This window comes from Legionella birminghamensis, from assembly GCF_900452515.1.
Taxonomy (GTDB): Bacteria; Pseudomonadota; Gammaproteobacteria; order Legionellales; family Legionellaceae; genus Legionella_C; species Legionella_C birminghamensis.
On record NZ_UGNW01000001.1, the window covers coordinates 2,789,121 to 2,812,998 of the forward strand.

A 23,878-nucleotide genomic window follows, 5' to 3' on the forward strand; every position below is an offset into this window, starting at 1 on the left:
TATTGATAATAAAAATAATAAGGGATACCTATGAATTCTATGGACACCAACGCTGCACCCCAGCACAACGCGTATCATTTTTCTTTTCAAAAGCTGGCAGGAGGCCAACCCCTGCCGCTTGACACCTATAAGGGCAAGGTATTAATCATTGTGAATACCGCGTCAAAATGTGGTTTCACGCCCCAATATGCAGGGCTGGAAAAGCTATATCAGCAATATAAAGATCGCGGCCTGGTAATCCTTGGCGTCCCCTCCAATGACTTTGGCAAACAGGAGCCGGGAACAGCAGAAGAAATTGGTGAGTTTTGTCAGGTCAATTATGGTGTAACCTTCCCGATGACTCAAAAAGAAGTGGTTTCAGGCAAACAGGCACACCCTTTCTATCTTTGGGCTTATAAGGAATTAGGATTTGGCAGCGCGCCCAAATGGAATTTTCATAAATATCTGATCAATCGAAAAGGCGAATTAGTGACCTATTTCTTTTCCACCACCTCCCCCGATTCATCACGTTTCATTAAAGCGGTAGAGCGGGAGCTGGAAGCAAGTTAAATCACATCATAAACCCATTGTATCTCAACCTCCATTTCTGTTATTTTGGATTAGTCTTATTCAAATGGAAATTGCCGCCAGGCAAAAGGAGGTTGCATGGAATCACAGGATTTTAATGAATTTGACTCTGAAATTAATAATGATGATGCCAATATTGTAGACGCTGTCTGCGAAACTGCCTCGAGCAAGAGACTTGAGCGGCGAAGACGAATTGAAGATTTAATGGAAGAGAGACGTTTGAAAGAAGAGATGGAAGAGTTTTAACTCCGTCTTTGCGAACGCAGTGCTGTATCCTCACAAGTATTTTCCCACCACGAATCCCCGCGGTGGATGCCGCGGGGATTCGGAGCGGGAAAAAATATTTGTGGGTCGAAGCCGCGGGAATACGATGATCCGTGTCACCCCAAATCCGGAGCCTTGGACTGCTGGTTCAGTTGTTCATAGATCTTCTTTGCCGGAATGTAATGCGGAAATTGTGTCATCAGGCGATCCAGAATCATACGTGACATGGTTTCATCCCCACGGTTCCATTCATTCAAGGCATCCATATACATCAACTCGGCGGGTTGCCCGGCCAATACCGGCGCTTTATTCAATCGCATAGGCTCTATAAAACTCAGCTTCTGCTCCTGCTTGGCATTAAGCCAGCGCAGCATGGTTTCAGCCTGGTAACTGCCATTGTTGCTAGCCTGAATCAGCAAGGGTTTGCCTTGTGCTATTGAGGGTTCGCCCAATTGACCATCAATGTACATCATGGCGAGTTGATACTGGGCATAGGCATTGCTGTTGGCTGCCAGAACTTTATACAAATCGGCAGCATGCTGAAGATCCTTTTGTACGCCGATGCCGTATTGGTACATTCTTGCCAAAGCCATTTGCGCCTTTTCATTTCCTAAATCAGAGGCTTGCTGGTAGTAGCTGACTGCATTAGGGAAGTCCAGCTTCATTGCCACACCTGTTTCTGACAAAAGGCCCAACTGATACAGAGCCCCGCCATCCCCCGCAGCTGCCGCTTTTTTATACCAGTGCAGCGCTTGTTGCTCGTCGCGTACCCCGTCAATGCCATTAAAATACAGCCCGGCTAACTGTGTCATCGCCTTACCATACCCCTGATCGGCAGCCTGCTGGAAATAATCCCTGGCCTGTTGCAGATTAACCGGCATTCCCTTGCCATTTTCATAGAGAAGACCAAGGTTATATTGCCCAATGGCATCACCGGTTTTTGCCGCGAGACTGTAATTATCAGCGGCATTGACATAATCATCTTCGACTGTGTCGTAAATAAAACCAAGTGCTACAGAAGCAAAGGGAAAGTTAACCTGTGCCTGTTTATACCATTTCTTCGCCAGCTCATAATCAGGCTTGTCACCTACCCGCCCCAGTTGATAGAGTTGCGCAAGCAAAAACTGGGCGATAGGCTGACCCTGTTCTGCCGCTTCCGTATACCAGTGGGCAGCAACTTCGCTATTAGCCTCGCCTCCAAGACCGCGGTCGTAGAGGAAAGCCAGTTTTGTCTGAGCTTCCTTATCGCCCTTGCCGGCAAAATACTCGTAAATATCACGGGCTTGCTTCATTTTTTCCGGATCATTGGCCTGCTGCAGATAGTAGTCAGCTAATAAAAGACCTGCCTTACTATTGCCTTGCTGCCTTGCAGTGTCCAGCTCGGTTAAGAAATACTCATCCACATCATGTTTCAATACGCCCAGGTTCAGATTAGCATAGGGAAACCCGGCATCAGCAGATTGCTGCAGCAGTGCCCGCCCCTTTTCAAGATCCTTGGCGACACCATTTCCTTCCGTAAAATAAGTCCCCAGGATGAAGGCGCTCACTGGATTGTTCGCCGCCTGCTGGTACCAATATAAGGCTTCGTATTGATTGGGCTGCACTGAAATGCCGCGATCGAACATTATACCCAGTAATAAAGCGGCTTCCGAGTTGCCGTTACGCGCTTCTTTGCGAGCGATCTCAAAAGCCTGTGCCTGCTTTTTGGGATCACTATCCATTGCATTGTAGAACGCTAAGGGGAGTATTGCTTCTGCTACTCCCTGTTTAGCAGCCCCGGCATACAGACGCTTGATTAGCTCACTTCGATGTTTCTTGGCGACCTGACTCAAACCGGATTGTTTCTCTTTGACCAGGTAATCTGCCAATCGATATTCCGCCTCACCAAAATGATTGGCAGAAGCCAGGTAATACATTGCCATTGCCTGCTGATGGTTGGGTTTAATGATCTCCTTGCCATTCGGATCCGAGAGCCCTTTTTCATAGATATTAGCAAGAACATACTGGGCATAGGCATTGCCTTTAAATGCAGCATCGGTCATCCAGTCAATTCCCTTTTGATAATCAACCGGATTGGTTTTACCTTCCAGATACATCACCCCAAGATTATATTCAGCCCTTACATCCTGCTGGGCCGCTGCCAACTGATAATAAACAATGGCCTGATCAATATTTTTAACTACACCAATTCCATATTGGTATAATTGCCCAATTTCAAACTGCGATGAGGAATTACCGAGAATGGCCTGGTTATACATTTCACTAAGGACGGCTTGCATGTTAGCCTGCTGCTTCCATCCCAATGTTTGCTGTGCCAGGTAATCAGGTGAATCCTCTTCGTCGTCTTTTTGCAGATAATTAGCGCCGTCATCGACAGCTGCGGAACCCTGTTTATGCTTAAGTACCATTGAATCATGGCGGATCAGGGAAGCAATTTGCTTATCAATCGGATAGCGCGGAAACGACCAGTCATTTGCATGGGCCCCGGTGAGCATCGGTGCCAACACGTCGAAATAATCGTTAATTGGAATTTCGTCGGGTTTCGCCATTACGAATTGCGGCTGATACAAATGATTACGGGTCACTGTATCCATTTGCGGCGCCGCATTATAATTATTTTCTTTCAAAGCTTGGGGATTTTGCCAGGCGCTGTAAATGCCCCCCAACTGATAATTGCCGCCAAACTTGTCGGAGCTGTCATTACTTAACCAACGGGCAGTAGCGACCCGGGGATCGACCTGTACTTTTTTGGCGGCACTTGCTTCTGCAGTTTGTTTCCATTGCAAAGCCAGATTTTCATCAACTGCCACCCCCTGTCCTTTCTTGTACATTTCCGACAATAACTTCTGGGCTTCCCCTGAGCCGTTTTGGGCGGCTTTCAGCATCCACATAAAACCGGAAGAGGCATCCTGTTGAGAGTTGGTACTGGACAGGTACATTTTCGCCAGATCCAGTTGCGCATCGACATTATTAGCCTCAGCCGCCTTATTGAACCATTCTTTGGCTTCAAAGAAATTGTTTTGTTTCTGCGCAAGCTCTCCTAAAGCGACCATGGCGGGAATATAGTTCTGGCTTACCGCCTGCTCCATTAACTGCTTGGCTTTCACAGGGTCACGGTTAACAATTCCGCCAGCTGCATATAATTCACCCAATTTAACCAGCGCTTTGGGATTATTCTGCTCAGCGGCTTTGCTTAACCATATTAAACCCAATTTTTTATTTCGGCTGTCCCGGCTGTCCAAAAATTGCGAGGCCACGGCAAATTGCGCAATTGGATTACCATTTTTTGCCGCTTCTATAAAATAGCGGCGTCCCATGTCTGCATTTTGTTTGACGCCATACCCATAAATATAGGCGGCAGCGCAATACATTTGTGCAGCGGTCTCATCGGCATCAGCCAGCTTTTTAAACCATTGGAATGCCTGTACAGGATCATTTCCTTTCTGGAGATAATAGCGCGCAAGAAATTCCTGGGCAGGCATATACCCTTTTTGAGCAGCCTCGGTAAAATAACGCAGCGCCAATGCATTATTTTTTAACTCCCCATAACCATAAAGTCGCATCCTTCCCAGGTAGTAATTAACTACAGGATCCTTGCTAGTTCCCTCAGCAAAGCTTTTGGCAGCCAGAAAATAATTGCCGCGACGATAGGCGTCAACTCCGTCAGCAGCTTGTACAGTATTGGCTGCAGTTGCAGCAACCAGACAAAACCATGGGATAAATGATTTCATGGTGATTCCCTCTTTTTTATTGTCGCCTTGCCCAGGATTCGCAAATTTTATAGCGCCGGAATGATGCCATACCGCACAACATCTCTCAGAGCGCCACTTCTTGTATTACCATTTACCAGCCAGTAATTCCCTTTATTATTCAAACCAAATTTTACATTGGTATATTCACATACCTGTAAATGATCTGCACAATCTACAATTTGCCCATACCGAGAACCCTGTTGCGGTATGGTACAGATATATTTCATCTGCTTTTCGCTGGTTGATAGTACGGCCCACTGACCATTCTGAATGGAATGGTTCAGATACATGCTGCGTGAGCTTTCTTTATTAAGCATCTGATACAGACTAACTTTTTGATTCGATTTGTTAAATAGAAAATACATCGATTGCACAGCACCTGCCTCTTCTGGAAGCAGTTTTAATGTTTTTAACTCAAACAAATAGCCGGTATCACGACAACCCAACGGATTACGGTTGTCTTCCTTTTCGACCTTCTCAGCATAGCTTGCTTGCATTGAGGCTAATAGTACAGACGCAAGCAGTAGAGTTTTACCTGTATTTATTGTTCTCATTTTTTTCCTCCACTGGTGGCCAAAATTGGACGAACAATTATCTTTGTACCCATTCGGTTGATTTTAGGATTGGCAATGTCGACAAACTCATGATTCAACCAAAGCGCATCCTGCGTAAATAATCGAACACATCCATGACTGGCCCGCTCTCCAGGCATGTCATCGGAACCATGTAAGGCAAACCCTTTATGGAAATACATGCAGTAAGGCATTTTTGCCCCCCCTCTGCCGATAGGGAAGACATTGGAACGGCATTTTTCATTTTCCTTACTGAAGAAGTGGAAAATACCCGTCATTGTGCGGCAGGAATGATTACTGTCAGAGCACTTGTCTCTACCCGAAGAAATAGGCCCCCATTTCACCAGTTTGCCGTCTTCACCGTAAGCGGCCCAAGCCAATTTGTCCTGGTCAACAATAATCTGCTTTTCATCCTCCGGAGCAATCTGCAGCGGAAATGGTGAAAAATCGAGCAGCGTTTTTTGATTGAGATCTTTAGGAACGACAATTTCCTTGCCCGCCCAGAGATGGTTGTAACTGCGATTTAGCCGCTGAACAATATCGCGCTGTACGGGATCCGGGAACAGCGTTTCCCAGGTCTGGCCCTTTTGCACCTTAATACATTGATACGGGGAGTAAGCACAAAGACCCACGCCATAATAATTGCTCGCGGCGGACGCTGAGGTCGCTATCAGTAGTGTCATTGCTGCCAGGATTTTTCTCATCATCTGCTCCCTTCGTGCATTTAATCTTTATCAAGCAAAAAGCGTGCTGAAATTGCGTTATGAATCTGTTTCATAGCTAATTGTCGGTAAACTGTGAAAAAAGTTTAGCTAAAAAGTAAACTTTTCCAGCTCTATTACTGCAACTCAGGCAAAAGCCCTATACATTCTCTTAATTGAGGTCTTTTTTCAAGACTCAGGATGGAAATGTTGAAAAATACGTAAGGCAAGTTCCGCATTAATACCTGAAACCTTCACGATTTCATCATAAGGTGCTTTTGCTAACTCCCTCATCCCGCCAAAACGATTCATCAGCGCCTGGCGGCGCTTGGGTCCGACGCCTTCTATACTAAGCAAAGAGGAGTCCAGTCCTGTCTGGAGGCGTTTTTTACGGTGAGATGTGATAGCAAAGCGATGCGCTTCGTCACGAATATGCTGTAGAAGGTGGAGTGCCGGAGAATCGACAGGCAATGTCATTTCCTTGTTCATGGAAACTAAAATTAATCGTTCCCAACCCGCTTTTCGTTCCGGACCTTTCGCTATTCCCAGTAGAAACACTGAATTGATACCTAATGAAGAGAGAACCTTCTCAGCAACTGCAACCTGTCCCTTGCCGCCATCGATAATAAGGATATCCGGCAAATTTTGCATGGCAGCCAAACGCTTAAAACGGCGGGTTATTGCCTGCTGCATAGCCGCATAATCATCACCCGGGGTAATCCCTTGAATGTTGAAACGCCGATATTCACTCTTCCATGGCCCCTCCTGATTAAATACCACACAGGAAGCAACAGTAGAATCCCCCTGGGTGTGACTAATGTCAAAACACTCCATGCGGGTAACTGGTACAGATAAACCGAGTAGTTCTATCAGCGCATTGTAGCGCTTTTCCAAAGTGATGGTGGAAGCCATATGCTCAGCTACATTTAAACGCAGATTTTTATTCGCTAACTCGAGCCATCTTGCTTTAATCCCTCTTGGCTTCGAATTAATCTGCACTTCTTTTTTATGCAAATCACTCAGCATGCTTTGGATAACCGGCTCATCGCTTAAGGGTTCATCGAGAATAATCAGCGCCGGGATCCGTTCTGGTGTTTCGAGATAATAGTAGGATACAAACGCCTCAAATACCTGCTGGCGTAAATCATTGGGTTCATACTCTTCCAAAGCAATATTCTTTTTAGGCATGTTGGGGTAAAAACTCTGGCTGGCGATGACCTGACCATTCCTTATCGTCAGGCATTGAATACAGGCAAATCCAGGCTGAACGTCCATGGCAACGACATCCGCATCGCCGCGCAGCTGGACAATGCCCTGCTGCTCCTGAATCAGGCGCAGACTTTTTATCTGATCGCGCAAGAAAGCAGCCTCTTCGAAAGCCAGACGTTCCACCGCATCGTCCATTCGCTTGGCTAGTTCATCAAGGATTTGTCCGCATTTACCTTGCAGAAAACGAACCGCATCATTGATGGATTGCTGATATTCTTCAGGTGATATATAGGCGGTACAAGGTGCGCTGCATCGCTTGATCTGATACTGCAGGCAAGGTCTTGAGCGCGCATTAAAATAGCTGTCGCGGCAATTGCGGATTTTAAATACTTTCTGAATCACCCCCAATGTTTCCCGGACTGAGCCTGCGCTGGGATAAGGACCAAACACCATCCCTTTTTGCGGCTTACGTTTACTGCGAAACATTTCAATGCGGGGGTAAGCACTTCCCGAGCTCACCTGAATGTAAGGATAAGTTTTGTCATCACGCATCAGCACGTTATATCGCGGCCTCATCGTTTTGATTAAACTGCTCTCAAGCAGCAAGGCTTCTGTTTCACTGCTGGTAACAGTTACCTCGATAGTACTAATCTGATTAACCAATGAGCGCGTTTTGACACCAGCAGTTTGCTTATTGAAATAGCTGCTGACTCTTTTTTTAAGATTGGATGCTTTTCCTACATACAAAACAACGCCCTCGCAATCCAGCATGCGATAAACACCAGGTTCACTGGTCAGTTTAGAGAGAAAAGCCGAAAAATCGGTATTGACTTCGAAAGTACTCATAGAATTTAAAGTATATTACAACTAGAACGGTTGCGGCGAAAAACCATGCCGAATCCCGCGGCTTAGACTATCCAGAAAACCGCAGCTTTAGGCGTCCCGACTCCCCCGGCTTTAGGAACCCCGAATCCCCGCAGCTTTAGGAACCCCGAATCCCCGCGGCTTTAGGAACCCCGAATCCCCGCGGCTTGACCGCGGGGCCCATTTCACCGAGCTCCCATATGGGCCCCGCGGTCAAGCCGCGGGGATTCGGCGGTCAAGCCGCGGGGATTCGGCGGTCAAGCCGCGGGGATTCGGCGGTCGAGCCGCGGGGATTCGGCTCACCCCGTGGGATTCGTATTTTAAATCGATTAAAACTAAGACTTATCATGCAGCGCATCGGTGGGTTTTTCAATAATCCGATGCTTCATGGCCAGGAATGTGAGCTCTACATCATTCTTGATGCCAAGCTTGTCAAACATGCGATAACGGTAACCATTAATTGTTTTCGTACTCAAAAACAAACGATCAGCAATGTCCTGGACTGTCATGCCGCTGGTAATCATAAACATGACTTGCATTTCTCGTTCAGAAAGCAAATCAAATGGGGATTCCTGCACTGCTTCCAGGCTGCTAATCGCCATTTTCTGAGCAATTTCAGTGCTGAGGTATTTTTCACCCTTTGCCACTTTACGAATCGCCGCAGCCATTTCTTCAGCGCTGGACTCTTTAGTCACATAACCCATTGCACCCAATTGCAAGACACGCGAGGGCAGAGGTTCTGCGCATAATGCCGTTACAGCAATAATTTTGATTTGCGGATTTGTTTTTTTCAAACGACGGGTTATTTCCCAGCCATCAATGCCGGGCATTTTCATATCGAGCAAAACCACATCCGGTTTATGCAATTTGACCTGTGTTAACGCCTGTTCCCCGCTCTCCGCCTCAGCGACGACACTCATGTCAGGTAAATCTTCCAACAAACGGCGAATACCCATTCTAACGAACACATGGTCATCCACAATGAGTACTTTAATCAAACGATGCTCCTTGACTACTATGCCAATGAACACAAAGGTTCACTGATATTAACAAGACTGCTCAGCCATTACAATGATAGTCTGTCAATAAGCCATTTCAATTCCTGTGCCTGCTGAATGACGCATACTATAAAGTGTAGCGGAATTTAACAAGCCAGAATATGAATACTGGGATTATTTGGATCCACAGGGAAAAATGGAGGATATTCTCCAAGCTCCCGCGCCCTGTCTATCAACTTCGACATGTCATGGGTGACTAAATCATACAGGACATCATAGCTGTCAATAACAAAATAAACCTTTTGCAGCTGATCAATGCGATAGGGAGTCCTGAAGGCCGTAACGGGATTAAATATCACCCGCATTGGAATATCGCTTTCAACACTGTAGGCTGTTTCGCTGATTGAAGAAAGTATTCCTCCCCCATAGGCGCGTATACCCTGCCGATTTTTAATCAGGCCGAACTCAACCGTAAACCAGAACAGACGTTGCAGTAGCGGCCATTCGTCCTCTGAAAAACCCAGCACACGCTTTGCATAATTGCAGACAAAATCCGCATAAACCGGATTGGTCAGCATGGGGCAGTGTCCGAAAAGCTCGTGAAAAATATCGGGCTCCTGGACATAATTTAATTCTTCCTCACAACGGATAAACGTTGCGGCAGGAAACTTTCTCTCGGCCAGCAACTCAAAAAACTCCCGCGCTGAAATTAAGGCTGCAACGGGCTCAACCCGCCAACCGGTTAACTCATGCAATCTCTGGCTGATCTCTGGCAATTGAGGAATACGATCGGCAGACAGCTCAAGCCGTTCGAGCCCAAGAATAAACTCATCACAAGCTCTATTGGTCAGTATTGGCATTTGGCGCTCATAAAGCAGTTGCCAGACCCGGTGTTCCTCAGTGGAATAATTAACCATCCCTTTTGGATCAGGCTTATGAGAAACATAGCGACTGACAAATTCCATAATCACCTCGTGGATATTTTCATTGTGATGACTAAATTATAGCGATTTACATGATTGTGCAAATTTTTCGTTCAAATTCTGTATTCCTTCAATGAGCTGAAGCATGCGGCTTCCCTGCGCAGATGGCTTTTATCATTTCCATAAACCATGTTAAAGTTATCGTCTTTGCCAATCGAAAGCGACCATGATTCAATCGGAACGGTATAAACAGGCAAAGCGGGTTACACTTCTTGGTGCCTTGGTCAACGCCTTATTAGGCTTCATCAAACTCATTACCGGGTTTATCTGGCATTCTCATGCGCTGGTCGCCGATGGCGTACATTCTTTCTCAGACTTATTCACCGACGCACTTGTTCTATTCGCCTCCCGATACGGCAGCCTGGACGCAGATGACAGCCACCCTTATGGCCATCAGCGTATTGAAACAGCAGCCACCCTGCTTTTATCCCTGCTATTAGTGCTTGCCGGTATAGGCATCGCCTGGGATTCCATTGATGAACTGATTAATGCCAACCATACAAGACCCGGCTGGCTGGCTTTACCGGTAGCCTTAATTTCCATACTACTTAATGAGCTTCTTTTTCACTACACCCGCCACATAGGCAAACGTATTAAATCGGAACTCATTATCGCTAATGCCTGGCATCACCGCTCAGATGCTGCTTCCTCTATCGTGGTGGCTTTAGGCCTTGCCGCCAGCCTGCTCGGGTATATTTATTTTGACGCTATTGCTGCGGTAATTGTGGGTCTCATGATTGTTAAAATGGGGCTGGAATATGGTTGGAACAGCGTGAAAGAACTGGTAGATACCGCTGTTGGCTCAGATACTCTGCAAACAATCGAGAAGATTATTCAGGAAGTGGATGGTGTTGATAAGATCCATCAATTGCGCAGCCGGTTTATGGGTGGGGATATATTAATCGATGTGCATATCTTAGTAGCCCCCTTTATTTCAGTGTCTGAAGGCCATTACATCGCCCAGCATGTACATCGTGCATTAATGAGCCAGCTTGAAAAAGTGAAGGATGTGACCGTGCATGTTGATCCGGAAGATGATGAGGTGAATTGCCCCTCTTTGCATCTACCAAGCCGCAACACATTACAAGAGCAATTAATCACCCCCTGGCAGCAGCAATTTCCCGATTTGAAAGGTTTCACCGTCCATTATCTTGACGGCGCTCTTTATCTGGATCTGCTTTTTAAATCCATGCCCCCCTCCTCTTTTTCAGAAGTTATAAATGGGGACATTGCTCAATTTCCTCAAATAAAACGTGTTAATATTCTGAACCAGTATACGAGTATTAAACAATGAGAATTTGGACCGGCTAGAAAATACTTGCCAAACAGATGATGGAAAAATATCATTCCTGAATCTTTCAGACCTCGTCACTGTAAAGCAATGACGGCTGTCAACAGTATCCCATAAAGGAAATCCATGATTGTCACTGCAGCTACATTAAAGCTGATATTTGCCGTTGCCATTGTAGCGGTTATTTTATTAGCAGGTTGGTTACCTTTTAAAAGGCGAATTGAAAGCGAGGAGCACCTGGATTTTCCGATCGGTGAAACCCTGGCTACCGGTGTTTTTCTTGGCGCGGCCTTAATGCACATGCTGCCGGAAGCCAATAATGCATTTATTGAGCGGGGGTATCATTATCCTTTTGCTTTTATTATTACCGGCCTCGTGTTTCTGGTGTTTCTGTGGTTTGAACATCTGGGTAAGGAGTTGTATCAGCATCATAATCACCGCCATCCTGCGTTTGCCATTTTAGCCTGGGCCATGCTGTCCGTTCACTCCCTGATGCTGGGAACAGCACTAGGCCTAAGCCATAGCAATTCGGTAGTTGTTATGCTGTTTCTGGCTATTATTACCCATAAATGGGCGGAGAGTTTTGCTATTGCCGTACAACTCAATAAAAGCAGCCTTAGCCACACCAAAAGTCTTCTTTTCTTTTTGTCCTTCAGCCTGATGACCCCATTGGGGATTTTTCTTGGCTGGTATTTTGGACGCGGGCTTGAAACCAATTCACTTTTTGATTCAATTCTAATCTCGGCGTCAGCAGGTACATTCCTTTATCTTGGCACACTACATGGCCTGGAGCGCTGTGTCATGGTGGAACGCTGCTGCAATTTGCGCGATTTCAGCTTTGTGATTATTGGCTTTTTACTTATGGCTTCGGTAGCGTTCTATGTATAATTTTCCACATCAAAAGCCCATCATTCTGGCTTCAGGCTCCAGAGCCCGTCAGGAATTGCTGCGTTCTCTGGGGCTTGATTTTTCTGTTGTCCCATCCGATTGCAATGAGGAAGAAATCAAGCAGTTATTTTCCTCTAATGATTTTATCGAACTAGCCCGCCAACTGGCAGCCTGCAAGGTACGGGCAGTTAGCCAGGCAAACCCTGCAAGCTATGTAATCGCAGCCGATCAGCTTTGTGTAGTAGATCAGCAGATTCTGGATAAACCTGGCAATCACGAGACTGCAGTAATGCATCTTAAACTGCTAAGAGGCAAACAACATGCACAGATTTCCGCCTGCTGCATTGCCAAAGCCGGGGAGATCCTCTGGGAGGGACAGGATAGCGCAATGCTAACACTGAAAAACCTGGATGAATCAAGCATCGAAAACTATTTAAAGCACGACAAACCGTATCAAAGCTGCGGGGCTTATCATTATGAAGGAAGAGCGAAGTGGCTGTTTAGCCAGGTCATTGGCAGTGATAGTACTATCCAGGGCTTGCCTTTGATTGCATTGACTAATGCCTTGATTGATTTGGGAATTGTGCAGTTGTAAAAAACAGGCTCCAGCTTCCTATCTCTGTGGTGCAGATCATTGAATCCCGCGGCCCAGTCATTGAATCCCCGCGACGCAGTCATCGAATCCCCGCGGCCCAGTCATCGAATCCCCGCGGCTTCGACCGCGGGGCCCATGCCTGGTAATCGAACATATTCCCTGAATCTTGCAATGTTGCCGAAAATAAGTAATTGAAAAGCAGTTAGAAATATATCCTTAATTAACTAGACTAACTGATATTCTAAATAGGCTTCGTGTGGGCCCCGCGGTCAGTGCCGCGGGGATTCGGACGGGGAAAATATTTGTGTAGATAGCTATGAGCTTCGACCTCGGGGATTCGGAGGTGTTCCATCGCATTCAGGAGCTACCTCCACGTATAGCTCGCGTGCTTCGCTGCGGCTAGCAACCTACTCCTTGGAATGACCAAATCCGCCTGGATTCCAGGGGATGTTGTCGAAGAAAGCATCTACATGGGTCATATCACCAGTCTGAATGCTTTGCTTACCAATCACAGCCAGTTTATAGGTTACTTTATTGTTGCTGTACTGTGGGTCTGAAACCACCGCAACAAAGTTTTGTTGTTTTCCGGTTGAGGGCATCATAGCGAAAGCTACATTAGGAGGTACTTCGCTGAAATTATCTTTTACAGATTTGTCCTGCCACAACCTCAAAAAATCCGACAAACTGATTAACCCGGTTGAACGCGCCGGCCTGTCCGAAAAATAACTCAGGTAATTGGGCGGATTTTGCAGTGTTAAGGTATAAGAACTATCAGCATTTTTTTCAAGATGCGCTTGAGAGTCGCTTTGAAAAAACATGTAATTGGTCTGGGTTGAGGCCATTGCATAACTACTGACTACCAAACAAACAGCGCCTAACAACGTTTTCATGATAACCTCTTCATTAGCAGGATTGATATCCAGTGTCTATATTTAACGATTCGACCTGGCCCTGCTTTAACTGACTTAATGCATCAAAGCTGCGGCTAGCAAAAAATGGATAGCGGTTTTTGCTTTTCACAGCCCTGCCAGACGAAAGCTGTTGGCTTTGCCCGGAAGCATCCCCCTCCATCTCATCCGTTAATTGCCTATAATTCTCCCTTATTGGTTCATTATACGCTTCTTTTGGCAAAGGTGAAGCAGTATTTACAGACAGGCTCACTTGGTCATCAAGTAAGGGCTCAGAGTCTTGCAAATCATCGGATAGAGAATGCCAGCCTGAGCTCTCTGATTTTGTATCAGTATCCCTCCCGTATTCATTTTCCAGTTTCATTGCCCCCAGCTTTCTGGAAATACAATCCTCATCATCTGAAGAAAAATCAGACATTGAGAACGTTAACAGCTCTTCATCGCTAGCCGCTTCCACATCCTCCGGGTCCCTCACTTCCTCGACTACAATCGAGGGTTTCTTTTTCTGTGGCTCTACCAATTGAAGTTGAAAGTCGATAAACGACACAATTGACAACAAGGTAAAGAAAAAACAACTGCCGCCCAGAACCCCGTAAAAAAGATCGTTGGTTACCCCATCGTCATGCTCGGCAGCATAGATATCCAGTGGAAAATGGAACATGGTAGCAGCCAGGGAAGGATTGGTGCAGACTGCTGTTATTATAAACAATATCGTCTTGCTTAATGCCGGATAGGCTTCTTTTCCTAATGACTGTAATAAGCCTAAAAGGGCAGTTATGAGAATAATGGTGGTAGGAACAAATGAGTTAAGTGACAATTGTCCCTGCTGAATGAGCACATCCAGCACTCCCGAAGGGGAAATCCCGCCATTTGTAAGGGCGGCGATGTGACGGACAAGGCCTCTTTCCGTCAAATTGCCCTGGGCCAGATCGTACTTAAAACGAGTAGAAAGACCGGCAGGCACTAGCGCCAAAGCCGGTGCAATGATTTTTCCAAATGTATCACTGTATAATCTGACGCCGCCAATATCCATACCAACAGTTGTAATCATTGTCCAGGTGAAGCCGAAATTACCAAAAAATTCGCCAACCCCGTTGCTGAGGAAAAAACTGCCTTTATGCAGCGCCTGCAGGAACCTATTATTCGGAAGACGCTGCAGCAGCGCTTCTACTGCTTCATTGGTAAGCGAAATAGCAGCCCCCAGTGCAGCTGGGGCAATCAGCCAAAGCCCTGGACTGTAGTAAATGGCAATGGGGCCAAAGGTCGACGTCCAGTTGGCAGCCCCTTCAAAAACTGAAGTAAACAGTCGAATACCGGTTTTCACATGGTCAAAAGTTGTCAGTTCTCTGAACGGCTGGTTCTGATTAGGTATTAATAAGGGTTCAATTTCTGATCTTGACATAGGATATACATAAAACAAGCATGATGACTCAATATTTTACACGCAAAGACTTAAGTAAATCTTAAGCTCTTGCATTTTGCCGGGCTTTACAGCCCAGCCCGCTTTTATTTATGAGACTCTAATCATTTCATTGTTTTTAATAAATAAATTAGCCAAGTTCTTAACTATATACTAAGCTAGAAGGTGATAACTTCACTCAACGGAGCATGCCATGACCTTTCGATCAATGAAGTCACTATTAACAGTTGTAGTTGTAAGTTGTTTGCCGGCTATTGGTTTTAGCGAAGACACAAAGACAGATGCAAAAACTGAAGCGCCGACTTTCCAGTCAACCTGTGTGAATGCCTGGATGGGTCGTAATACGGAAATAACTGACAAAATGGCTTTCAAAAATTTTGGTGAAAAATATTGTAAATGCGCTGAAACGCAACAGCCATTAGACAGTCAGGAAGCGATCAACAAAGCGGCACAGGTTTGTATGTCCCGAACTATATTACAGGATGCCATGGATTCTGCGGAAGAAAATATAGGTCTTGATAAGGTAACCAGTAAAGACATTGATGACAGCTGCCATAGCCGCTGGATGCTGGTCTATCCCAAAATGGATGACAATGATAAGAAAATTGCCACATCCTACTGTGATTGTGCTGATCCCAAGTTAGTCGATCTGAGTAAGAATTCAGAAAAAATGACTGACGATGAATATTATAAAGAAATTTATAAAATTGCTGCCACTTGCTCAGGTAAAGAAGGAAAATAGTTTTCCTCAGCGTCATGTCAAGCATGAGGCTCCTAAGAGGGGAGCCTGCAGGGAGAGATCTCCTGTCAATCAGGGGATCTCAAGCAACTGAATGGAATGCCGGAGTAGTACCATGCGTCAGAAAGATAAACGCCATGAAATTAAATGCCATCATAAAGGCCCCTTGTGTCGAATCAACGAACCCGCAAAACCGATCAATATCAAACAGCATTACGATCGAATTGCCTGTGTATTTCAGGGAGGAGGCGCTTTAGGTGCCTATCAGGTGGGCGCATTTCGTGCAATTCATGAAAAAGGTTATCATCCGAATTTTCTAGCGGGTGTCTCCATCGGAGCGATCAACAGTTCGATTATTGCCGGCAATCCTGTGGATCAGCAAATTGAAAAATTGATGACCTTCTGGAATACAATTGTTCCTAATCTATGGACTGATTCACTCTTTCAACATGAAATGCCTGACTATATCCATCATATGCATAACCGCATCGGAGCCTTGCATTCTGTATTTTTTGGCCTGGAAGGTTTTTTTAAGCCCCGCCCCTTCCCCCCTCATGCGTTTTCTAACAATACACCGGATAATTTAAGCTATTACGACACCTCTTACTTACGGAAAACCTTAACTGAATTAATTGATTTTGATCGAATAAATGACAAAAAAGTAACCTTGTGTTTGGGCGCTGTTGATATTGCCTCAGGAGAGATGGAGTTTTTTAATAATCAGATCACAGAAATAACCGTGGACCATGTCATGGCCAGCGGCGCTTTGCCGCCTGGCTTCCCCGCCATTAAAATTGGCGACAAATATTACTGGGACGGCGGTATTTATGCCAACACCCCATTGGTTACTGTATTGGATGCACTGCCGGAAATGGACACTTTGTGCTTTGTTGTCGATTGTTTTAGCCTGCAAGGCAAATTACCGCAGACGATGGACGAGATGGAGGAACGGCAAAAAGATATTCGCTACGCCAGTCATTCCAGACGCCTGACGAATGTGTACACCAGCCGCCAGAATTTACAGGCCGCAATTCAATACCTAAGCGATAAACTAACTCCGGAAGCGATGCAGGATCCTGAGGTACAGAAAATCCTCGAGCTCGGCCATAGTAAACATTTCAGTGTGGTGCATATCATTTACCGCGGCACCCATTTTGCCCACTCTTTTAAAGATTATAATTTTGTCCGATCGGCGGTTGATTTTCGAATGAATATTGGGTATCAGAATGCTATGGATGTTTTAAGTAAGCCGGATTGGGAGCAAAAATCAGACAAGGCGCTGGCCTGCTCTATTTATGGTGTGCCTTCGGATTATTTTGATCAGCATTAGTGGTTAAATTCCTGTTCACGTGATCTGAATCCCCGCAGCTTCAATCACCCGAATCCCCAGGGCAACGACCCATAGCTATCTACACATCGCCACTACGCCCTGCGGCTTGTCCACAGGGTCCAGTGACTTTCTATGAGTCTTATGGATCCCTCGGACAACAAGCCGAGGGACGTAGGAGCAAGGAGCAGACTGTATTTTGAAAGATGTGTAGATAGCTATGGGCAATCGACCGCGGGGTCCATATCTGATGGCCAAACAAGCACAAACTACATTTTTTGCAATACTTCCTGCAAATGTTTTACAGGCTCCACTTCAAGTCCAATAGCCTGTTTCGGCGCGTTGGCAAAAGGGACAATAGCACGTTTAAATCCATGTTTGGCGGCTTCCCTCAAGCGCTCCTGACCGCTCTGCACTGGACGAATTTCACCGGCCAGGCCAACTTCACCAAAAATGATAGTTTCACGGTCAAACACTCTGTTTCTTAAACTCGATACAACGGCCGCCAGTAAAGCGAGATCACTTCCTGTCTCGGTGACTTTGACCCCGCCTACCACATTAATGAATACATCCTGATCAAAGGTTGCCACACCGCCATGCCGATGCAAAACCGCCAGCAGAATCGCCAGACGATTATGTTCAAGTCCTGCAGTGACTCGTTTGGGCTGCTGACCATGCGCTTCATCCACCAGAGCCTGTACTTCCACCAACATAGGCCGAGACCCTTCCCAGGTCACCATTACTGCGCTGCCGGGCGTGGGTTCGGGTTGCCGGGACAGGAAAATAGCGGAAGGATTGGCAACTTCTTTGAGTCCGCGATCAGTCATTGCAAAAATGCCCAGCTCATTCACTGCGCCAAAACGATTTTTTATTGCACGTATAACTCGAAAACGGCTATCGCTTTGCCCTTCAAAATACAAAACGCTATCCACCATATGCTCCAGGACGCGAGGACCGGCCAGAGCCCCTTCTTTGGTTACATGGCCGACAATAAATACAGCAACTTGCGCGCTTTTAGCAAAACGAACCAACTGTGCGGCAGATTCCCTTACCTGGCTAACGCCGCCAGGCGCAGAGGAAATGCTATCCGTGAATATGGTCTGTACGGAATCAATTACCATAACCCGCGGCTTTTCAAGCTGGGCATGGTTAATTATGGTTTCCACATGGGTTTCTGCCAATAAACGAAGCCCCTCCAGCGGAAGTTGCAGGCGTTTTGCCCGCATGGCAACCTGCTGTAATGATTCTTCACCCGTCACATAAAGCACTTTTTGCTGTACCGATAAATTAGCCAGGGTTTGCAGCAGTAAGGTCGATTTACCAATGCCCGGGTCTCCACCGATAAGAACAACCGAACCATCAACCAGGCCGCCGCCAAGGACTCGATTAAGCTCGGATAAGCCGCAGTCCATCCGTACCTCATGGTTAATTACGACTTCCTCGACGGAGGTTACTATTGATTTCTGATTGGCATAATTGCCAATGCGTAAATTTTTGGCCGGCGCAATGCTCTCTTCAATAACAGAATTCCATGCACCGCATTGCGCGCACTGTCCAGACCATTGGGAAAAGCTGGCGGCACACTGACTACAACAGTAACGAATCTTGGTTTTCATTTATTCTTTGCTTCTTTTCGCAGAATGTTTCAAACTGGGTGATCTTATCCTGAAAATGCAATTGAAGCTATGTCGATAATGAATGCAGAAGTATATCAGTGGGCGGTAGTTGGGGCAGGCCCCGCAGGAATTGCGGCCGTCGGTAAACTTATCGATCACGGGATTCCCGGAGATAAGATTCTCTGGATTGATCCTGCTTTTAAGGTCGGTGACCTGGGTCAGTTCTGGAGCCAGGTTTCCAGTAATACCCGCGTTGCCCTTTTTGTTGATTTTTTAAATGATGTCGAATCGTTCAGATTTGGCGAAGCAGCAGCACAGCAATTTGAGTTGCTCAAACTGCCTTTGCAGGATACCTGCAAACTCGAGCATATAGTTAAACCCTTGCAATGGGTAAGCGATCATTTACAGCAATCCACAACGGCCAGAAAAGAATCCGTTAAACAAATGAATCTTTCGGGAAGGCAATGGACCTTAACGACAGAGGAGAATGAATATAAAGCAAAAAATGTCATTCTGGCCACCGGTGCCCTGCCTTCTTCGCTTAATTATCCGGGTGTTGATGTCCTTCCTTTCGAAACTGCGATTGATAAAGAGAAATTGAGCCAGACGATAAAAAAAGATCATTGCTATGCTGTCTTTGGTTCTTCTCACTCAGCGATTATTATTCTTCGCCATTTAGTCGAATTAGGGGTAGAAAAAATTATTAATTTTTACCGCTCCCCCTGCCGCTATGCCATCAACATGGGTGACTGGATTTTATTCGACAACACCGGCTTAAAAGGGCAGACTGCCCTTTGGGCCCGCGAAAATATTGATGGAAAACTGCCTTCCAGTTTATCCCGCTATATTGTCAATGAGCACAATCTTGCCCGCTATCTCCCTGAATGCCATCAGGTCATTTACGCAGTTGGTTTTGAGCCGCGCAAAAACCTGGTTATCGGCGATTATGATCATGTCAGATACAACCCGCATTTAGGGATTATCGGGCCAGGGCTATTCGGATTGGGTATTGCTTATCCTGAATCCAAAGCCGATCCCTACGGCAGTGTGGAATCACAGGTAGGCCTGTGGAAGTTCATGGTTTATCTTAACAAAATATTGCCAGTGTGGTTTAAATATCACACGTAGTTTTTATAATTGAATACCCTATAAGCTTGAGGGCTCCTCCAAATATAACTATCTTATCAGTGCCTAGGGACCGCACTTTATGCGAAGTAACCATTATCAGTGCCTACGTACCGCGCTTTATGCGCGGTAACCATAATCAGTACCTACGTACCGCGCTTTATGCGCGGTAACCACAATCAATGCCTACATACCGCGCTTTATGCGCGGTAACCATGATCAGTACCTACGTACCGCGCTTTATGCGCGGTAACCATAATCAGTACCTACGTACCGCGCTTTTATGCGCGGTAACCATAAATAGAATGGTGTATTGTCATACTTTCTATTCATCAGAAAGATTGCTGGATACCGCGCATAAAGCGCGGTACGTAGGGGGATGAGCGGTACGTAGGAGATGGGCGGTACGTAGGGGGATGAGCGGTACGTAGGGGATGGGCGGTACGTAGGGGATGGGCGGTACCTAGGGGGATGGGCGGTACGTAGCGGATGGGCGGTACGTAGGGGATGGGCGGTACCTAGGAGATGGGCGGTACCTAGGGGATGGGCGGTACCTAGGAGATGGGCGGTACGTAGCGGATGGGCGGTACGTAGCGGATGGGCGGTACGCAGAGTACATAGGTTCCCATCCAATTTTCGTGACTCGGCTCACCCATTTCGAGTATAATGCTACAACTTAAGCACAGCCAGTATAATCAGTTATGTCTCAGACCATTCATTTTGAAAAATCCATGCAGGAACTAGAAGAAATCGTCAAACAGCTGGAACGTGGCGAATTAATGCTTGAAGATTCTTTAAAACAATATGAAAAAGGCATTCATTTGGCTCGTCAATGTCAGGAAGTATTAACCCAGGCAGAGCAAAAAATTGAAATGCTCAGGATGAATTCAATGAATGCCAGTGAGTCCACTGATGAATAATGAGAAGATGAATGCACTCATTGACCGTCATGAAATGGTCTTATTGCAGTTGTTATCTGAACTGGATATTCCCGCTTCCCGCTTAAAAGAGGCTATTGCTTATTCCCTTTTTCCTGGCGGTAAACGGCTGAGGCCAGTCCTCGTTTATCTCTGCGGCGAGCTGGTCAGAGCACCTTTGGCTGCCCTGGATTATATCGCGGCAGCCGTTGAATTGACCCATTGCTATTCCCTGGTTCATGATGACTTGCCTGCTATGGATAATGACGATATGCGGCGAGGAAAACCCAGTTGTCATCGTGCATTTGATGAAGCGACTGCCATTCTGGTGGGAGATGGGATGCAGGCACTTGCGATTGAAATTCTGCTCAGTAAATTAACAGACATCCTTCCTGCAGCTAATGTAATCGAAATTACAAGGGAGCTGGTGCGAGCCAGCGGGCCTACCGGTATGGTGAGCGGGCAAAGCCTTGATCTTTCTGAACTTTGCAATAATACAATTGATGAGCACACTCTGAGAAAGATTCATCAATTGAAAACCGGCAAACTCATTCTTTCCTGTATCAATATGGCATTAGCAGCGGGCACACCCAGCAGTGAAGAAATCAGAAATCTGCGGCTTTATGGTAATCATTTAGGTCTGGTATTTCAAATGCAGGACGACTACCTTGATGCCTATGCCTCAATAGAACATTTAGGAAAAGGCCGGGCATCTGATTTGGCCAATGATAAAGTCACGTATGCACAACTTTTTCCGCAGAAAAGTCTGCTCGAGCAGATTAATCAACATTTTGATCAGGCCAAGACTGCATTACAGCAAATCGGCACAACTGCTTTTGAACTGCTACACCTGAGTAAACAGCTGCATCAGCGCACCGCTTCTTTTTAAAATACGGATTTTGATAAGCCTGACAGAATCAGAGCCCTGCAATTCACGGTTCTGCTATTCTTAAAGAAAGGGATCTGGACGGGACGGTTATGAGCATTAAGCGCGTCATTATCAATTCTCTAATCGCTTTTGCCCTAATCATCATTTATGGCTCTGCGCAGGCCAGTAAAATTGTAGAATTAACCATAAAAGGCAGTATTGGACCAGCCACTGCGGACTATCTAAGCCGCAGTATTTCCTCCGCACAGGATGCCAACCTGATTTTAATTGTTCTGGATACCCCGGGAGGTCTTGATAAGTCTACACGGCAGATTATTCAGGATATATTGGCATCTAAAGTTCCTATCGTCACCTATGTCTATCCAAAAGGTGCACGCGCGGCCAGTGCAGGCACCTTTTTGCTTTATGCCAGCACCATAGCAGCCATGGCTCCGGGAACCAATTTAGGTGCTGCAAGCCCTGTTAGTTTGAGCGGCGATAATAAAGAGAAGTCAGGAGTAATGGATAAGAAAGTTACAAATGACAGTGTTGCTTATATCCGCTCCCTCGCTCAATTACGTGGAAGAAATGCAGTTTTCGCCGAACAGGCTGTAATGAGCGCTTCAACCCTGACAGCCAATGAGGCCCTTAAAAAAGGGGTGATTGATCTTATCGCAGAAAACACTAAGGATTTATTGAGCAAACTGGACGGAAAAACTGTTAATCAGGCAGGTTTATCAATACAGATAAATTCAAGTAATCCTGAAATTATTCTTATACAACCAGATTGGCGAATGAAATTTCTGCTGGTCATTACCGATCCCACTATTGCTTATCTCTTGTTATTGCTGGGAATTTACGGAATATTTTTTGAGTTGGTAAACCCCGGATTTGTCTTACCAGGGGTTATTGGCTCTATCTCAATGATCATTGCCCTGTATGGCCTTCAATTACTACCTGTTAACTATGCCGGCTTAGCGCTGATGGTCATAGGAATTGGTTTTATTATTACAGAGGCCTTTACTTCAAGCTTTGGCGTTCTTGGAGTCGGAGGAACAATTGCTTTTATTGCAGGCTCTATTTTGCTGATCGACACGGAACATCAATCCTATCAGATTGCCCGCTCAGCGATCTGGTCAATGGCTGCAGCCAATATTCTTGCCCTGTTCACTTTGCTGGGGATGGCCATTCAAACCAGACGTAAAACGGTGCAGCATGGCTTATCCATTTTGCTTAATGCTGAAGGTCGTGCGCTAAATGATATTAATCTGGACGGCCAGGCGGTAATACGCGGTGAAATCTGGAGTGTCAGCTCTCAAACGCCTATTGCTGCCAATAAACCGCTTAGGGTCGTTAGAGCAGAGGGTTTAAACCTGGAAGTTGAAGAAATCGACACAGAAGAAGCAGATAATCAGGGAGGAAGTTAATCATGGGTTCATTTTTCGGATTTCTAATAGCATTTATTTTCATTATCATAATTGCCAGCTTTCGTGTCTTGCGCGAATATGAGCGCGGCGTTATTTTCCAGTTGGGGCGTTTCTGGCGGGTCAAAGGACCTGGACTAATTTTGGTGCTTCCCGGCGTTCAACAAATAGTAAGGGTTGATCTGCGTACCGTGGTTATGGATGTACCCAGTCAGGATGTCATCTCGCGCGACAATGTATCTGTACGGGTTAATGCCGTACTCTATTTCCGCGTCGTCGAACCTGAAAAGGCTATTATTCAAGTGGAAAATTATTTCGAAGCCACCAGTCAACTGGCACAGACCACCTTACGCTCGGTGCTTGGTCAACATGAATTGGATGAAATGCTGGCTGAGCGTGAACAATTAAACAGTGATATTCAAAAAATTCTCGATACCCAGACTGATGGTTGGGGGATTAAGGTTTCCAATGTTGAGATTAAACATGTGGATCTCGATGAAAGCATGATCCGGGCTATTGCCAAACAAGCCGAAGCAGAACGTGATCGCCGCGCAAAAGTAATTCATGCTGAAGGTGAATTACAAGCTTCTGAAAAACTCCTTCAGGCAGCCAAAGTATTGTCTGGACAACCCCAGGCAATGCAACTGCGCTATTTACAAACCTTATCTACTTTGGCCGGCGGCAATACCTCAACGATCGTATTTCCTATGCCGATAGAGTTAGGGGAACTGTTGAAGAAATTCGGTGATTGAGTAGCTTAAACCATTTGTCTCCGGGGGATAGGTCGCTGAATTTCCGCGGCTTATCTACACAAGTGCATGAGAATTAAAAGCGATCGAATCCCCGCGGC

The 23,878-nt window shown here is 46.0% G+C and carries 21 protein-coding genes; 12 read left to right on the forward strand and 9 right to left on the reverse strand.

Features of this window, described 5'->3' with window-relative positions:
• The first annotated feature begins 30 nt into the window (after window positions 1-30).
• Both DYH42_RS11835 and DYH42_RS16620 read left to right on the forward strand, forming a co-directional pair.
• Window positions 31-549 (forward strand): glutathione peroxidase, encoded by a 519-nt coding sequence (locus DYH42_RS11835; protein WP_058522973.1) that lies wholly within the window; start codon window positions 31-33, stop codon window positions 547-549.
• Window positions 550-645: 96 nt separating this feature from the next.
• Entirely contained in the window at window positions 646-813 is a 168-nt protein-coding gene (locus DYH42_RS16620) for a PA3496 family putative envelope integrity protein (protein ID WP_165483342.1), read from the forward strand.
• 134 nt (window positions 814-947) lie between these two features.
• Here the strand turns inward: DYH42_RS16620 and DYH42_RS11840 are convergent, their stop codons facing one another.
• The 6 genes from DYH42_RS11840 to phhA all read right to left on the reverse strand — a co-directional run bounded on the left by DYH42_RS11840 (window position 948) and on the right by phhA (window position 9,892).
• Window positions 948-4,562 (reverse strand): tetratricopeptide repeat protein, encoded by a 3,615-nt coding sequence (locus DYH42_RS11840; protein WP_058522972.1) that lies wholly within the window; start codon window positions 4,560-4,562, stop codon window positions 948-950.
• A 47-nt stretch (window positions 4,563-4,609) separates the two neighbouring features.
• A complete protein-coding gene (locus DYH42_RS11845; protein WP_058522971.1) occupies window positions 4,610-5,137 on the reverse strand; it encodes a hypothetical protein in 528 nt (175 codons plus the stop codon).
• Window positions 5,134-5,859 carry a L,D-transpeptidase gene (locus DYH42_RS11850; RefSeq protein ID WP_058522970.1) on the reverse strand — a complete coding sequence of 242 codons (726 nt, stop codon included), beginning with the start codon at window positions 5,857-5,859 and terminating at the stop codon, window positions 5,134-5,136. The genes DYH42_RS11845 and DYH42_RS11850 overlap by 4 nt, the downstream gene beginning before the upstream one ends.
• A 186-nt stretch (window positions 5,860-6,045) precedes the next feature.
• Window positions 6,046-7,911 (reverse strand): excinuclease ABC subunit UvrC, encoded by a 1,866-nt coding sequence (gene uvrC / locus DYH42_RS11855; protein ID WP_058522969.1) that lies wholly within the window; start codon window positions 7,909-7,911, stop codon window positions 6,046-6,048.
• 353 nt (window positions 7,912-8,264) lie between these two features.
• Window positions 8,265-8,927 carry a two-component system response regulator LetA gene (gene letA, locus DYH42_RS11860; RefSeq protein WP_058522865.1) on the reverse strand — a complete coding sequence of 221 codons (663 nt, stop codon included), beginning with the start codon at window positions 8,925-8,927 and terminating at the stop codon, window positions 8,265-8,267.
• Window positions 8,928-9,073: 146 nt separating this feature from the next.
• Window positions 9,074-9,892, reverse strand: a complete 819-nt coding sequence (gene phhA, locus DYH42_RS11865; RefSeq protein WP_058522866.1) for a phenylalanine 4-monooxygenase — start codon at window positions 9,890-9,892, stop codon at window positions 9,074-9,076.
• A gap of 184 nt (window positions 9,893-10,076) precedes the next feature.
• Between phhA and DYH42_RS11870 the strand changes: the two genes are divergently transcribed.
• The 3 genes from DYH42_RS11870 to DYH42_RS11880 all read left to right on the forward strand — a co-directional run bounded on the left by DYH42_RS11870 (window position 10,077) and on the right by DYH42_RS11880 (window position 12,684).
• Window positions 10,077-11,204: a cation diffusion facilitator family transporter gene (locus tag DYH42_RS11870; RefSeq protein WP_065232791.1), complete on the forward strand. Its 1,128-nt coding sequence runs from the start codon at window positions 10,077-10,079 to the stop codon at window positions 11,202-11,204.
• Between the two features lie 123 nt (window positions 11,205-11,327).
• Window positions 11,328-12,089: a ZIP family metal transporter gene (locus DYH42_RS11875; RefSeq protein ID WP_420324119.1), complete on the forward strand. Its 762-nt coding sequence runs from the start codon at window positions 11,328-11,330 to the stop codon at window positions 12,087-12,089.
• Window positions 12,082-12,684: a Maf family protein gene (locus DYH42_RS11880; protein WP_058522867.1), complete on the forward strand. Its 603-nt coding sequence runs from the start codon at window positions 12,082-12,084 to the stop codon at window positions 12,682-12,684. The genes DYH42_RS11875 and DYH42_RS11880 overlap by 8 nt, the downstream gene beginning before the upstream one ends.
• A gap of 407 nt (window positions 12,685-13,091) precedes the next feature.
• Here DYH42_RS11880 and DYH42_RS11885 read toward each other — a convergent pair whose 3' ends face one another.
• Both DYH42_RS11885 and DYH42_RS11890 read right to left on the reverse strand, forming a co-directional pair.
• On the reverse strand, window positions 13,092-13,574 hold the full coding sequence (locus tag DYH42_RS11885; protein WP_058522868.1) for a hypothetical protein: 483 nt from the start codon (window positions 13,572-13,574) through the stop codon (window positions 13,092-13,094).
• A gap of 13 nt (window positions 13,575-13,587) precedes the next feature.
• Window positions 13,588-14,994, reverse strand: coding sequence for a hypothetical protein (locus DYH42_RS11890; protein ID WP_058522869.1), 1,407 nt, complete (start codon window positions 14,992-14,994; stop codon window positions 13,588-13,590).
• A gap of 211 nt (window positions 14,995-15,205) precedes the next feature.
• On the opposite strand from DYH42_RS11890, the gene DYH42_RS11895 reads away from it, so the two are divergent.
• A complete protein-coding gene (locus DYH42_RS11895) occupies window positions 15,206-15,754 on the forward strand; it encodes a hypothetical protein (RefSeq protein WP_058522870.1) in 549 nt (182 codons plus the stop codon).
• A 112-nt stretch (window positions 15,755-15,866) separates the two neighbouring features.
• The gene (locus DYH42_RS11900) at window positions 15,867-17,081 is read left to right on the forward strand and encodes a patatin-like phospholipase family protein (RefSeq protein WP_058522871.1); all 1,215 of its coding nucleotides are present in this window, start codon (window positions 15,867-15,869) and stop codon (window positions 17,079-17,081) included.
• A 266-nt stretch (window positions 17,082-17,347) separates the two neighbouring features.
• Here the strand turns inward: DYH42_RS11900 and radA are convergent, their stop codons facing one another.
• A complete protein-coding gene (gene radA / locus DYH42_RS11905) occupies window positions 17,348-18,694 on the reverse strand; it encodes a DNA repair protein RadA (protein WP_058522872.1) in 1,347 nt (448 codons plus the stop codon).
• Between the two features lie 78 nt (window positions 18,695-18,772).
• On the opposite strand from radA, the gene DYH42_RS11910 reads away from it, so the two are divergent.
• The 5 genes from DYH42_RS11910 to DYH42_RS11930 all read left to right on the forward strand — a co-directional run bounded on the left by DYH42_RS11910 (window position 18,773) and on the right by DYH42_RS11930 (window position 23,780).
• A complete protein-coding gene (locus DYH42_RS11910) occupies window positions 18,773-19,822 on the forward strand; it encodes an FAD-dependent oxidoreductase (protein ID WP_058522873.1) in 1,050 nt (349 codons plus the stop codon).
• 698 nt (window positions 19,823-20,520) lie between these two features.
• Window positions 20,521-20,739, forward strand: coding sequence for an exodeoxyribonuclease VII small subunit (locus DYH42_RS11915; protein ID WP_058522874.1), 219 nt, complete (start codon window positions 20,521-20,523; stop codon window positions 20,737-20,739).
• Window positions 20,732-21,625, forward strand: a complete 894-nt coding sequence (locus DYH42_RS11920) for a polyprenyl synthetase family protein (RefSeq protein ID WP_058522875.1) — start codon at window positions 20,732-20,734, stop codon at window positions 21,623-21,625. The genes DYH42_RS11915 and DYH42_RS11920 overlap by 8 nt, the downstream gene beginning before the upstream one ends.
• A gap of 89 nt (window positions 21,626-21,714) precedes the next feature.
• A complete protein-coding gene (locus DYH42_RS11925; protein ID WP_058522876.1) occupies window positions 21,715-23,031 on the forward strand; it encodes an NfeD family protein in 1,317 nt (438 codons plus the stop codon).
• A gap of 2 nt (window positions 23,032-23,033) precedes the next feature.
• Window positions 23,034-23,780: a slipin family protein gene (locus DYH42_RS11930; RefSeq protein WP_058522877.1), complete on the forward strand. Its 747-nt coding sequence runs from the start codon at window positions 23,034-23,036 to the stop codon at window positions 23,778-23,780.
• Window positions 23,781-23,878 lie beyond the last annotated feature (98 nt).

Coding starts and splice junctions, on each gene's coding strand:
- phhA (WP_058522866.1), bottom strand. CDS start 9,892: ATGGAATTTGTCAGTCGCTATGTTTCTCATAAGCCTGATCCAAAAGGG.
- uvrC (WP_058522969.1), bottom strand. CDS start 7,911: ATGAGTACTTTCGAAGTCAATACCGATTTTTCGGCTTTTCTCTCTAAA.
- DYH42_RS11925 (WP_058522876.1), top strand. CDS start 21,715: ATGAGCATTAAGCGCGTCATTATCAATTCTCTAATCGCTTTTGCCCTA.
- DYH42_RS11870 (WP_065232791.1), top strand. CDS start 10,077: ATGATTCAATCGGAACGGTATAAACAGGCAAAGCGGGTTACACTTCTT.
- DYH42_RS11840 (WP_058522972.1), bottom strand. CDS start 4,562: ATGAAATCATTTATCCCATGGTTTTGTCTGGTTGCTGCAACTGCAGCC.
- DYH42_RS11845 (WP_058522971.1), bottom strand. CDS start 5,137: ATGAGAACAATAAATACAGGTAAAACTCTACTGCTTGCGTCTGTACTA.
- radA (WP_058522872.1), bottom strand. CDS start 18,694: ATGAAAACCAAGATTCGTTACTGTTGTAGTCAGTGTGCCGCCAGCTTT.
- DYH42_RS11930 (WP_058522877.1), top strand. CDS start 23,034: ATGGGTTCATTTTTCGGATTTCTAATAGCATTTATTTTCATTATCATA.
- DYH42_RS16620 (WP_165483342.1), top strand. CDS start 646: ATGGAATCACAGGATTTTAATGAATTTGACTCTGAAATTAATAATGAT.
- DYH42_RS11915 (WP_058522874.1), top strand. CDS start 20,521: ATGTCTCAGACCATTCATTTTGAAAAATCCATGCAGGAACTAGAAGAA.
- DYH42_RS11920 (WP_058522875.1), top strand. CDS start 20,732: ATGAATAATGAGAAGATGAATGCACTCATTGACCGTCATGAAATGGTC.
- DYH42_RS11885 (WP_058522868.1), bottom strand. CDS start 13,574: ATGAAAACGTTGTTAGGCGCTGTTTGTTTGGTAGTCAGTAGTTATGCA.
- DYH42_RS11895 (WP_058522870.1), top strand. CDS start 15,206: ATGACCTTTCGATCAATGAAGTCACTATTAACAGTTGTAGTTGTAAGT.
- DYH42_RS11835 (WP_058522973.1), top strand. CDS start 31: ATGAATTCTATGGACACCAACGCTGCACCCCAGCACAACGCGTATCAT.
- DYH42_RS11875 (WP_420324119.1), top strand. CDS start 11,328: ATGATTGTCACTGCAGCTACATTAAAGCTGATATTTGCCGTTGCCATT.
- DYH42_RS11880 (WP_058522867.1), top strand. CDS start 12,082: ATGTATAATTTTCCACATCAAAAGCCCATCATTCTGGCTTCAGGCTCC.
- DYH42_RS11890 (WP_058522869.1), bottom strand. CDS start 14,994: ATGTCAAGATCAGAAATTGAACCCTTATTAATACCTAATCAGAACCAG.
- DYH42_RS11850 (WP_058522970.1), bottom strand. CDS start 5,859: ATGAGAAAAATCCTGGCAGCAATGACACTACTGATAGCGACCTCAGCG.
- DYH42_RS11900 (WP_058522871.1), top strand. CDS start 15,867: ATGCGTCAGAAAGATAAACGCCATGAAATTAAATGCCATCATAAAGGC.
- DYH42_RS11910 (WP_058522873.1), top strand. CDS start 18,773: ATGAATGCAGAAGTATATCAGTGGGCGGTAGTTGGGGCAGGCCCCGCA.